We start from the raw sequence: 12,488 nt of genomic DNA, 5'->3' as shown, positions 1-12,488 counted from the left end.
AATGAGTCGGAAAAAGATCATTCGTCCGGTTGCGAAATGGAAGGTCCTGCTCGGCCTTCTCGGGGCGCTCGCCGCGCTTTACGGCGCGACGCTGCTCTTCGCATACCTGGTCATGCCGGATACGCGGCCGGGGCGCGGACGGCGCACCGCCGCCGAAGCGGAAGCGGCCGCGGCGGCGCGGCAGCTGCCGGAGTCGCTCGACGGCGTCCGCTACAGTGTGGTGCGGAGCGTGCCGGAGGCGGATTACCGGCGCGCCGCCGAATTCCGGAAGCGGTTTCCCGGGGCGGCTCCGGGAGAGGTCGAGCGGCTGATCCGGGCGGGCAGGCTGCCGGCCTGGTATCCGCGGAAGCAGAGTCCGGTGCTCGACCGGGTCGACCTGCCGCCGGTCGCGGAGCGGACCGGCCCCGAGCCGGTCGTCATGCGCGGCTGCGACGGGCCCGGCAAATTCGGCGGGGTCTGGGTGCAGTTCGTTGCCGGTTCCGGTTCGGACGCCGCGGCCGCGACCGCCCGCATCTTCTACGACCGGCTGTTCCGGTTCGGCCCGGCCGGATACCCGATCGTGCCGCACATCGCCAAAGCGTACGAGATGAAGGAGGAAGGGCGAATCTGGGAGGTCACGCTGCGGAAGATCCGCTGGAGCGACGGCCACCCGTTCACGGCGGACGACGTGCTCTTCTTCTGGAACGACTTCATGCTGGCGGAATCGCTCGGCGGCGGCCGCGTCTACAAGCATTTCACGGTCGGCGGCAGGCCCGCGACGCTTGAGAAGCTCGGGCCGCACAAGGTCCGCTGGACCTTCCCGGAGCCGCGCGCGGATTTCCTCGAGACGCTTGCGACGCAGGCCGCCTTCGCTCCGGCGCATTACCTGAAAAAGTATCATCCCGATTACGGCGACAAGGCGTTCCTCGCCGCGGAGATGGCGAAGTACAACATGCCGAACGCGCGTTCGCTCTATACGCTGATGAGCGCGAACAATCCGGCTCTGCCGTCGCTCGGCCCGTGGCTTTACCGCAAATATACGACGATGTCGCCGATGTCGTTCGTGCGCAACCCGTACTATTTCGCGGTCGATGAAGAGGGGCGGCAGCTGCCGTACATCGACCGGCTCCAGCTGGAGTTCATCGATTCGATGATGGTGCCGCTGGCGGTGGCGAGCGGCCGCGCCGACATGCAGTTCCGCTACATCCGCTTCGAGAACTACACGGAGTTCATGGAACGGGCCCGGGAAAACAAATTCCGCGTGCTCTGCTGGATTCCGGGTACATCGAGCGAGTGGCTGATCTACCCGAATCTGAACCGCGCCGTAATTGCGGACGACCGCGCTTCGGAGTTGAAGGGAAAACTGTTGGCCGAAAAAGAGTTCCGGCAGGCGTTGTCGCTCGCGGTCGACCGCGGGCCGATCATCGATGCGTTCTACGCCGGGCTGGCGAAGCCGCACCAGGTCGAGCCGGGGCCGTATTCGCTCTACCCCTCCGAAAAGCTCCGCACCGCCTTCACGCGGCACGATCCGGCCGAAGCGAACCGGAAGCTCGACGCGGTCTGGCGGAGGCTCGGGCTCGACCCGGCGGTGCGCAAAGACGGGTTCCGCTGCGACGAAAACGGCCGCCCGGTCACGTTTTACATGATCTTCACGGATTTCACCGGGACCGGCCCGGCGCAGTTCGTGGCGGACGACTGGGCGAAGGTCGGAATCCGCTGCATGTACCAGCTCTGTTCGCGCCCGCTGCTGACCGTGCGCAAGCTGTCGCGCAACTACGACTTCTACATCTGGTCGAGCGAGTCGGAGATCGTCCCGCTGCTTTCCCCGCGCAGCTTCGTGGCGACGACGAACGAATCCGCCTACGCGATCGGCTGGGGCAACTGGTTTTCGCTGAACGGCATGTACGGGGCTCCCGAAGCGGGCAATCCCGGAGCCGTTCCGGTGCCGCGGACGAGCCCGATGTACCGCGCGATCGAGTGCTACGAGGAGGCGGTCCGCTCGGCGGACCCGGCGCGGCAGAAGGAGCTCATGCGCGAGATCACCGATATCGCGGCCGAAAACCTCTGGACCATCAACGTGGCGAGCGCGCCGCCCAAGATCGTCGTCGTCTCTGAGAACATGCGGAACGTTCCGGAAAAGGCGGTAGAGGGATACTGCTTCCTGACTCCCGGCAACACGGCGCCCGAAACCTACTGTTTCGACCGCCCGTCCGCGGCGGCCGATGCGGATACGGTCCGCCAGCTCGCTGCGGGCGATGAGATTCCGCCGGTCTCCGGGGTGCCGGTCTCGGCGCTCGGGCGCGCGGTTCAGCTGTCGCTGCTGGCGGCGGCGGGGCTGCTCGTGCTGCTGCTGATCCTGAAGCATCCGTTCGTGCTGCGGCGGCTGGTCATCATGGTTCCGACGCTGTTCGTGATTTCGGTCTGCGTCTTCACGATCATCCAGCTGCCGCCGGGGGACTACCTCAGCAACCGCATCATGCAGCTCGAGGAGTCGGGCGCGTCGCCGGAGCAGATCGAGTCGCAGATCGACGACCTGCGCGTGCTCTTCCGCTTCGACGACCCGGCCTGGAAACGCTACTGCCGCTGGATGGGGTTCACCTGGTTCGTCACCTTCGACCCGAAGGACGCCGGGCTGCTGCAGGGTGAGATGGGTTATTCGATGGAGACCTCGAAGAGCGTGAATTCGATGGTCGGCGACCGGATTTTACTGACCGTTCTCATATCGCTCGGCACGGTGCTGCTGACCTGGAGCCTTGCGCTGCCGATCGGGATCTATTCGGCCTGCCGGCAGTATTCGGCGGGCGATTACCTCATTTCGGTGCTCGGATTTCTCGGCATGTGCGTGCCGTCGTTCCTGCTGGCGCTGATCCTGATGGCGCTGACCGGGATTTCGGGGCTGTTTTCGCCGGAGTACGCGATTCAGCCCGAATGGAGCTGGGGCAAGGCCGTCGATCTCTGCCGGCACATCTGGGTGCCGATCCTCGTGGTCGGCGTGGCCGGAACCGCCGGGATGATCCGGGTCATGCGCGCGAATCTGCTCGACGAACTGCGCAAGCCGTATGTGGTGACCGCCCGCGCAAAGGGAGTGCGGCCGCTGAAGCTGCTGTTCAAATATCCGGTGCGCATGGCGCTGAACCCGTTCATTTCAGGGATCGGGACGTTGTTTCCGACGCTCGTTTCCGGCAGTTCGATCGTCGCGATCGTCATGAGTCTGCCGACGGTGGGGCCGCTGATGCTGTCGGCGCTGTTCAGCCAGGATATGAATATGGCCGGTTCGATGCTGATGGTGCTGAGCCTGCTCGGCGTCATGGGGACGCTGGTCAGCGATCTGCTGCTGATGATGGTTGATCCGCGCATCCGGCTGGAAGGAGGCGGAACCCGATGAGAATCAGACTTTTCACGCCGCCCGGCCCGCTGACCTACGACATGCTGAACCAGCGGCAGCTCACGCTGCTGAAATTCCGCAGGCACAAGCTCGCTGTGGCGGCCGCGTTTCTGCTGGCGGGGCTTTACATCATGGCGCTTTTCTCGCCGTTTTTCGCGCCGTACGGCAAGTACGAGCGGAATCTCGACTACATCTACTGCCCCCCGCAGAAGCTCGGCTTCGACCGGGAGACGGGGCTGCACGCCAAAGGGCTCAGGCGGATGGTCGATCCGGTCACGCTGAACAGCTACTATGAGGATGCGCCCGAAAACAACGCGCCGCTCGGTTTCTTCGTCCGGGGCGTGCCGTACAGGCTCTGGGGGATCTTTCCGACGGACCGTCATCTGTTCGGGGTCGACACCGGCCGGATTCCGGACTTCAAGCCCGGCGACGAGAAGCGTTTCGTCTATTACATGGCCGGGGCGGACAAATTCGGCTGCGACATCTGGAGCCGCATCGTGCAGGGATCGACGATTTCGCTGTCGGTCGGGCTGGTCGGAGTGTTCCTCTCGTTCGTGCTCGGCGTGGTGATCGGCGGGATTTCAGGGTATTGCGGCGGAGTGACCGACACGGCGATCCAGCGGGTGATCGAGATCATCAACTCGTTCCCGCAGCTGCCGATGTGGCTCGCGCTGGCGGCGGCGGTACCGGCGGACTGGAGCCCGCTCGAGACCTATTTCGCGATCACGGTCACCCTGAGCCTGTTGTCGTGGACCGGTCTCGCACGGGTCGTGCGCGGCAAGATCCTGAGCCTGCGCGAGGAGGATTACGCGGTCGCGGCCCGGCTGCTCGGGGCGGGGCACGGGCGGATTCTGTTCCGCCACCTGCTGCCGGCCTTTGCGAGCCACATCATCGTGACGCTGACGCTGACCGTGCCGGGGATGATCCTCGGGGAGACGAGCTTGTCGTTTCTCGGGCTCGGGCTGCGTCCGCCGGTGGTGAGCTGGGGCGTCATGCTGCAGGAGTGCATGAATGTGAAGGCGGTCATCGACTATCCGTGGCTGCTTTCGCCGGTGCTGATGCTGGTGTTCGCGGTATTGTGCTTCAACTTCGTCGGCGACGGGCTGCGCGACGCGGCCGACCCGTATGCATCGAAATAGGGGAGGGCGGGAATGAATCCGAACGTGCTCGAAATCGACGGTCTCACGGTCAGCTTCTTCACGGACGAGGGGGAGGCGAAGGCCGTGAACGGCGTCCGCTTCGCCGTGCCGCGCGGAAAGGTGCTGGCGCTGGTCGGGGAATCCGGCTGCGGCAAAAGCGTGACGAGCTACTCGATCCTGCGGCTGATCCAGAAGCCGGGGAGGATCACCGGCGGACATATCCGTTATCACGGCGCGGACGGCATGGAGCTGGATCTCGCCGCGGTTTCGGAGAAAGATCCGCGTCTTTACGAGATACGCGGCAACCGCATTGCGATGATTTTCCAGGAGCCGATGACGGCGCTTTCACCGGTGCATACGATCGGCGGCCAGCTGTCGGAGGTGCTGTTCCTGCATCGGAAGATGTCGAAGAAGGAGGCGCGGGAACGGGTGATCGCGATGCTCGGCCGGGTCGGGATTCCGGCGCCGGAGCGGCGGTTCGACCAGTATCCGTTCGAGCTCTCCGGCGGGATGCGGCAGCGGATTGTGATTGCGATGGCGATGCTGAGCAGCCCGGAGCTGCTGATTGCGGACGAGCCGACGACGGCGCTCGACGTGACGATCCAGTCGCAGGTGCTTTCGCTGATGCGGAGCCTGCAGCGCGAGACGGGCAGCAGCGTGCTTCTGATCACGCACGATCTGGCGGTGGTTGCGGAGACGGCGGACCTGGTGGCGGTGATGTATCTCGGCCGGATCGTCGAGCAGGGGAGCGTGCGGGAGATCATCAAAAATCCGCTGCACCCGTACACGCACGGGCTGCTGGCGTCGCTGCCGGGATTGCACGGACGCGGGGAGCGGCTGCCGTCGATCCGCGGCTCGGTGCCGGGGCTGCTGGATACGCCGCCGGGATGCCCGTTCCACCCGCGCTGCGATTTCGCCGTGAAAGGGCTGTGCGACAAGGGGGAGCCGCCGGAGGAGCGGACGATCGGAGAACGGAAGATCTGCTGCGCCCGGGCGGAGGAGATGACCGTGCTGTTGGAAAAAGAGAAAGAATGCCGCATGCCCGCGAAAACGTAAAGGCGGCAAAGCCGCCGACGGCGCCGGCATCCTGCCGGTCCGGGGGCCGGGGGCGACGCGCCCCGGCCGCCGGAGGCATTCGTACGCGGTCTGTTGCGCGAATGCGCATAAAGACCCGGCGCCGCAGGCGCGGAAAAGCCGGGAAACGACATAATTCAGACATGAATCAGAATCCAGCCGGAAGACGATGTAAATCAAACATAAATCAGGCATAAATCAGAATGAGGCCGGAGAACGATATAGAGCAGATATGAACGCTTACAGCACAGACGATTTCAGCGCGCTTTCCGATGCGCCGCCGTTGCTGGCGGTGCGGGATTTGTGCAAATTTTTCCCGATCCGCAGCCGGGGAGTGATTCCGAAGAAGACCGGTGACGTGAAGGCGGTGAACCGCGTTTCGTTCGACCTGCGGCGGAACGAGACGCTCGGGCTGGTCGGGGAGTCGGGCTGCGGAAAATCGACGACGGTGCGGACGATTCTGCGGGCGCTCGACTTCACGTCCGGCCACGCATATTTCGATGCGGCGGGCGACGGTCGCTACGTCGATTTCGGAGAGCTGACGGCCAGGGAGCTGATTCCGCTCAGGCGATCCGCGCAGATGATTTTCCAGGACCCGTTTTCGAGCCTGAACCCGCGCATGACGGTCGGCGGAATCGTCGCCGAACCGCTGGTGATTCACCGGATGGCGAAGGGGGCGGAGCTTGAGCGCCGCGTCGATGAAATGCTGTTGAAGGTCGGGCTCAAACCCGAATACAAGACCCGTTATCCGCACGCGTTTTCCGGCGGTCAGCGGCAGCGGATCGGCATCGCCCGCGCGCTGGTGATGAATCCGCGTTTCGTGGTGGCGGACGAGGCGGTTTCGGCACTCGATGTTTCGGTGCAGGCGCAGGTCATCAACCTGCTCGACGACCTGAAACGCGACATGGGGCTGTCGTACATTTTCGTCGCGCACGATCTCGGGGTGGTTCGACACATCTGCGACCGGGTCGCCGTGATGTATGCGGGGCGGATCGTTGAAATCGCGCCGACGGAAGAGTTGTTCGGGCACCCGGTTCACCCGTATACCCGGCTGCTGCTGGCTTCCGCGCCGGTGCCGGACCCGGACCGGAGGCGGGAGCTTCCGAAGGCCGGGGAGGTTGCCGATGCCGGGAACCTCCCGCCCGGATGCGCCTTCGCGCCGCGCTGCCCGGAAGCGGGGAAGGGGTGTGCGGCGGAAGTGCCGGAGCTTCTTCCGGTCGGCCCGGATCACTTCGCGGCATGCACTTCCGCGGGATGATGATCCGATTCTCCGAAGATTAATAATAAATAAAATCTTCTTTTTTGTCAACCCCTTTTCACCGGTATCTTCCGTTTTTTTCTGTTTTCTCCGTATTTTCCAACCCGTTGGTGAAACGCGCGGTTCACTCCCCGCCGATTCTTTTCCCGATCCGTTTTCCGGCCCGGTCGTGATTCCGGATTTGCATTTTCGCAATTTGTGTATTATGTTCACGGATATGAGAGATTTTATTGCGAAAATCGGGCGTTCGATCGACTGGGAGGCGCTGAGCGGCCGGGCTGCCGCACTGGCCAGCCCGTGCCGCCTGTGCGAACGCCGCTGCGGCGCGCGCCGCGCGGAAGGCGAAACCGGATTCTGCGGCGTGACCGAACCGCGCGTTTCGAAGTTTTTCACGACCTATGGCGAGGAACCTCCGCTGAATCCGGCCCGCATGCTCTATTTGGCCGGATGCAACCTGCGCTGCCGCTACTGTTCGAACGCCGAATTCCTGGAGCCGGGGTGTCCCGGCTGCGTTCCGTTCGATGCGGCGGAGATCGCGGCGCGGACAGACCGGCTTTACCGGCAGGGCCGCATCCGCGTGCTTCAGCTGCTCGGTGGCGAGCCCGGCTGTTCGCTTCCGGCCGCCGTCGAAGTCGCCCGCCGGCTCGAGTCGGGCGTGCCGGTGGTCTGGAACAGCGATTTCCTGTTCACTGCCGAGGCATTCGAGGTCATCGACGGTTTCGTCGACTTCTATGTGGCCGATTTCAAGTTCGCGGCGGATGCGTGCGCCGGGCGGCTGACCGGTTTCGGCGGCTATGTCCCGACGATGAAGCGGAATCTGCTTGCCGTGGAACCCGGGCGGCTTCTCGTCCGGCAGCTGCCGGTGCACGGGCATGTCGAATGCTGCACGATTCCGGCGCTCGAATTCCTGGCGGAAGAGCTGCCCGGCGTGCCGGTCAGCCTGAATGAGCTCCTGCCGGACCAAGACGGCTGCTGCCTTCCGCTCGACCGGCGGGAGTGGGAGAAGGTCGGGGAGGCCGTGGAGCGGCTCGGACTCCGGCGCATCCGTTCGGTCTGCAATCCGGAACCCGGGGGCGTTGGATCGGATTCCGGCAGATTCAGCGGAGAACTGATTCTGCGGCCGGACGGCACGATCGCCGTTCAGGACGTTCCGGACGAGGTCCGTCAATTGTTGAATGCCCTGCTGTCGGGCGGGGAGAACGTGGAAGGTGGTGCGAATGGCTAACGGTAATCCGGCGGTTCGCCGCGACGAGCTTGAAATGCTGATCCGGGCGCGGTACCCGGTGATCAATGTCGTCTCGTACGAGGAACAGCGCGTCCTTGCGCATGTGCAGCGCATTGCGGAGCGGCGCGAAAAGAAGGTTTACACCTGGAGCTTCAATACCGGCGTGATTCCCGCCGGGCTCACGGAGCAGTCAGCCAGACGGACCGATCCGCAGACCCGCGACCCGCTCGCCGCTCTCGACCGGGTCATCGGGAATATCGAACCGGCGATTTTCGTCTTTTTCGATTTCCACCCCTATATGGGAAACCGCAATTTCGCGGTGATCCGGCGTCTCCGGGAAGTCGCCGCCGCGCTGAAGAACAGCTACAAGACGCTGATCATCATCACACCGACCATGTGCATGACTGAAGATCTCGAAAAGGATGTCACGGTCATCGACTACCCGCTGCCGGACCTGACGGTCATGGAGGATCTGCTCGACCAGGTGCTCGCCGAAGTCAGAGACAATCCGCAGCTCGTCATCGACCTGCCGCCCGAATCGCGCGAGGCGCTGCTGCAGGCCGCGCTCGGGCTGACCTTCAACGAAGCCGAGAACGTGTTTGCGCGCGCGCTGGTGCTGCAGGGCGGCCTTTCGGCGGAGAGCGTTCCGGTCGTGCTCGAGGAGAAGAAGCAGCTGATCCGCAAATCCGGCATCCTCGAATACTACGAGGCGGCCGAGGGATTCGAGAACATCGGCGGACTCGATCTCCTGAAGGAGTGGCTCTGGAAACGTTCGTTCGCGTTCACCGAGAATGCCCGTGCTTTCGGGCTGCCCGCCCCGAAGGGAGCGCTCTTCCTCGGCGTGCAGGGGTGCGGCAAGAGCCTCTGCGCGAAGGCCGTCTCCGCGGCATGGAAGATGCCGCTGCTGCGCTTCGACGCCGGGCGGCTCTTTTCGAGCGCGCTCGGTTCGACCGAGTCGAATATGCGCCGTTCGCTCGCCGTGGCCGAATCAATTTCGCCGTGCATTCTCTGGATCGACGAGATCGAGAAGGCGTTCGGCGGCGTCGGCGGTTCGGGCGGAGACACCGACGGCGGCACCTCGGCGCGCATCTTCGGCGCTCTCCTGACCTGGCTGGCCGAAAAGACCGCGCCGGTTTTCGTCATCGCAACCGCGAACAATATCTCGAAGCTTCCGCCCGAGCTGCTGCGCAAGGGGCGTTTCGACGAAATCTTCTTCGTGGACCTGCCGAACGAGGCGGAGCGGAAGGAGATTTTCCGGCTGAAGATCGCCGAGCGGAACCGGAATCCCGACTATTTCGACCTCGACGCGCTGTCGAAGGCTTCCGCCGGCTTCAGCGGGGCCGAAATCGAGGCGGCGGTCGTCGCGGCGCTGTACGACTGCTACTACGCCGGGCGCGACCTGGAGGAAGGGGACGTCATGCTGGCGCTGGCGGCGACGGTTCCGCTGTCGCGGACGCTGTCGGAGGAGATCCGGAAGCTGCGCGACTGGTGTCTCGGCCGGGCGCGCCCGGCTTCGACCGGTGCGCCGGAAGTTCCGGAAGGCGAGCTCCGAAAAATCGAACTGGAATAAGGAGGATTGGCCATGAGTGGAGTTGTCATTATCGCGCCGACCATTGCGATGGCGGCGTGGCCGGCGGTTGCGACGGCCGCGAGTGCTGTGCTGGTTGCCATGGGCTTCGTCGCCGTCGACGAGACGGTCAGGACGATCGCGAAGGAGTATGTGAACGTCAGCGGCGGCGTGAAGGAAAAGGTCGGTTCCGGCGTACGCACCGAGGTCGAGCTTGAACTCAGTAACGCCGAGGAGGTCGGCGCGTCGATCGGCCGCGAGCAGCAGCTGGTGTTTGTGAAGGACGATATCGAGGTCCGGTTCTCGCGCGACGTGCGCGGCCGCATGCGGGTCTGCGTGACCGGCGATTCTCACCCGAAGGCCGAGCTCGAAGAGCTTGGCCGCACGCTCGCCGGGCGCGTGATCCAGCAGTACGTCTATGCGCGGGTCGTCGAGGAGATGAAGAACCGCACCGGAATGGAGCTCGTCGAACAGACGGTTGACGACGAGGATAATATCCGCATCAAACTGCGCAGCTGGGAGGAGTAGTCGTATGGCACGGGAAATCGAGATCGAAATTTCTCCGGAGGGGATCGTTCGCGGAGACATCTCCGGTTTCGGCGGCACCAGATGCCGCGAGATCGCGGACATTCTCTCTGAAATCGTCGGGCAGGAGGTCGGCTTTGAGCCGGATTCCGAATATTTTCAGGCCGGAATCGGCGTCGACGTCGATGTCGATGTGGAGACGGAGCGGTAAGCGGAACTGTCGATGCTTTGTCCGGAGTGCGGTTTCAACAATCTGGATTACCTGAAGAAGTGTGTGCGCTGCGGGAAGCTGCTGCGCGCGCCCGAACTTCCGGCGATCGACCCGCACCCGCCCCGTGCGAAGGGGGCGGACCGGGCGCGGCGGCTGCTCTGGCGCATGCGCCGCCGCCGGGGGTTCCGCTGGCGCGAGTCGAACGGCGAGGCCGTCGTTACGCCGGAACGGGAGTGGGCTGTCGCCGACTGGCTGGCTGTGCTGCTGCTGCCGGGCTTCGGCCAGCTCCGCCGCGGGCGGCTGCTGTTCGGCATTGTTTGCCTGGCCGCGTGGAGCGGCGGACTCTGCGGCATGCTCCGCGCGGGGACGGAATCGGTTCGGCTCCGGATGATGCTCATTGCGCTGGCCGCTTACGGCGTCAGTCTCTGCGATGCGTTGTTCGGCGACCGGATTCAGCCGTTTTTCTCGACGAATATCTCGCCGCACGGGCGCGACTTTTCGTTTCGGGACGTGGTTTCGCGGGCCGTCCTCGGAATCCCGTCCGCGCTGATTCCGGGATATTACCAGTTTTACCGGAAACGGATCGTCCGGGGCTTCGTCTATATCGGCATCTGGCTGCTCGGGCTGTCTCTGGCGGTCGCTTATCTGGGGACGGACTGGTTCCCGTGGATGCTGGCGCTGGCGGCGCTCGGGCCGACGCTCAGCATCTGCGACATCTTCCGGTTCGAGTCGCATCCGTACCGGCAGAGGCTGTTTTACACGGTTGTCCTGAGCCTTTTCGTCTATCAGGCATACAACCTCTCCTACGGTTTTGCCGCCGACCGGGTGATCGGGCGTCTCGACTATCTGGTGATCGCGCCGCTCTATCGCGGGCCGGAGCTCTACGGCGGGGAGTGGGTCGCGCTCGACCGGGAGATGCGGGAACTCCGGCCCGGCGACATCGTGCAGGTCGGAATTCGGCGTTATGTGTACGGCGCGGACAATGTCGTCGACCGGCTGCTGGCCGGACCGGGCCAGAAAGTAGGCATCAGGAACGGAAGGCTCTTTGTGGACGATGCGCCCGCGGCGGTTCTGCCGCTGAACCCCGACTACCGGCTGCCGGACCTGCCGGAAACCGTGCTCGGCAGTGATGAATTCCTGCTTTACCCGTCGGTGACGCAGCGCGGCAATGTCGGGTGGAACCGCGACTATGCGATCATCGGCCGGGGGGCGATCGCCGCCCGGCTCGAGCGGGTGGTTTTTCCGTTCTGGCGCCGGAGGCCGCTTGGCCTTGCGCCGGATGCGGAGTATATTCCAACAGATTCGAACTGAGAATGGAGCAATATGGGACGATTCAACGCACTGGAGCTTGCCGATATTCCCGAGCCGCCCTCCGGCGGCCCGAAGGATGCAGGCAAGCCGTGTTACGCCGGGGAGCCGGTCAAGGATGCGCAATACTTTCTTGATCGCGGCGACCGGCTGTTTTTCCGCTCGGTCTACGAGCGCGCGCTGGAGGAGTATTCGCGCGCGGTCGGGCTCGATCCGGGTTCCGCTCCGGCATGGCAGGGGCAGGTTTTTTCGCTGATCGAACTCGGTGAATATCATGAGGCCGGGCTCTGGTACGCCAATGCCGCCGGCGTGGTCGGCGAGACGCCGGATCTGCTGGCGCTGCGGGCGCTGGCGGCGGCGCGCACCGGTGAGTTCGACCGCGCCTGCGGGTATTCGGATTCGTCGCTGGAGAAAGGCGGCGGAGCGCTCGCCTATATCGTTCGCGGGGAGCTGTTTCTCTATTCGCGCCGGAATGCCGGGTACTGCTTCGAGCAGGCGTTTGCGGTCGGCGGAATCGAGGAGTGGAAAGCGGCGGTTCTGGTGGCCGACTGCTGTCTGTTCGCGGATACCGACGCCTCGGCCGGCATGGCGATGAAATTCCTGAGCCCGGTGCTTTCGCGCCACCCGGAGAAGGGGGAGCTTCAGCTCCGGATGGCCCGGACCCGGCTCCGGCTCGGGGACCGGCGCGGCGCCGAGATGGCGCTGGCGGCGTGTTCGACCCTGATGCCGGATTATACGATTCCCGATGAGTTGAAGAAAGCGGTTGCCGCGCGCGGCTTCTGGGCGCGGCTGTTCGGAAGATAGCCGGAAGCGGAAC

General features: G+C 64.4%; 10 protein-coding genes. All 10 read left to right on the top strand.

Annotated elements, in window-relative coordinates; genetic code table 11:
* Nucleotide 1 precedes the first annotated feature (1 nt).
* Nucleotides 2–3,364 carry an ABC transporter substrate-binding protein gene (locus FYJ85_RS00655; protein ID WP_154416657.1) on the top strand — a complete coding sequence of 1,121 codons (3,363 nt, stop codon included), beginning with the start codon at nt 2–4 and terminating at the stop codon, nt 3,362–3,364.
* Nucleotides 3,361–4,503, top strand: a complete 1,143-nt coding sequence (locus FYJ85_RS00650) for an ABC transporter permease (RefSeq protein WP_206212900.1) — start codon at nt 3,361–3,363, stop codon at nt 4,501–4,503. Before FYJ85_RS00655 ends, FYJ85_RS00650 begins: the two co-directional genes overlap by 4 nt.
* A 12-nt stretch (nt 4,504–4,515) precedes the next feature.
* Nucleotides 4,516–5,559, top strand: coding sequence for an ABC transporter ATP-binding protein (locus FYJ85_RS00645; RefSeq protein ID WP_106053107.1), 1,044 nt, complete (start codon nt 4,516–4,518; stop codon nt 5,557–5,559).
* 250 nt (nt 5,560–5,809) lie between these two features.
* Nucleotides 5,810–6,835 (top strand): ABC transporter ATP-binding protein, encoded by a 1,026-nt coding sequence (locus FYJ85_RS00640; protein WP_106053106.1) that lies wholly within the window; start codon nt 5,810–5,812, stop codon nt 6,833–6,835.
* Nucleotides 6,836–7,052: 217 nt separating this feature from the next.
* Nucleotides 7,053–8,060, top strand: a complete 1,008-nt coding sequence (locus FYJ85_RS00635; RefSeq protein ID WP_206212899.1) for a radical SAM protein — start codon at nt 7,053–7,055, stop codon at nt 8,058–8,060.
* Complete coding sequence (locus FYJ85_RS00630) at nt 8,053–9,630, top strand: AAA family ATPase (RefSeq protein WP_154416655.1); 1,578 nt, start codon at nt 8,053–8,055, stop codon at nt 9,628–9,630. Before FYJ85_RS00635 ends, FYJ85_RS00630 begins: the two co-directional genes overlap by 8 nt.
* Before the next feature lie 12 nt (nt 9,631–9,642).
* Entirely contained in the window at nt 9,643–10,155 is a 513-nt protein-coding gene (locus FYJ85_RS00625) for a hypothetical protein (protein WP_154416654.1), read from the top strand.
* Nucleotides 10,156–10,159: 4 nt separating this feature from the next.
* Nucleotides 10,160–10,363, top strand: a complete 204-nt coding sequence (locus tag FYJ85_RS00620) for a DUF2997 domain-containing protein (RefSeq protein ID WP_154416653.1) — start codon at nt 10,160–10,162, stop codon at nt 10,361–10,363.
* A 12-nt stretch (nt 10,364–10,375) separates the two neighbouring features.
* Nucleotides 10,376–11,674 (top strand): hypothetical protein, encoded by a 1,299-nt coding sequence (locus FYJ85_RS00615; RefSeq protein WP_154416652.1) that lies wholly within the window; start codon nt 10,376–10,378, stop codon nt 11,672–11,674.
* A gap of 12 nt (nt 11,675–11,686) precedes the next feature.
* Nucleotides 11,687–12,475: a hypothetical protein gene (locus tag FYJ85_RS00610; protein ID WP_106053100.1), complete on the top strand. Its 789-nt coding sequence runs from the start codon at nt 11,687–11,689 to the stop codon at nt 12,473–12,475.
* Nucleotides 12,476–12,488: the final 13 nt, after the last annotated feature.

The sequence above is a fragment of the Victivallis lenta genome (genome assembly GCF_009695545.1).
Lineage (GTDB): Bacteria > Verrucomicrobiota > Lentisphaeria > Victivallales > Victivallaceae > Victivallis > Victivallis lenta.
The sequence above is the reverse complement of the archived record's forward strand: the minus strand, read 5'-3'. Positions and strand labels throughout refer to the sequence as shown.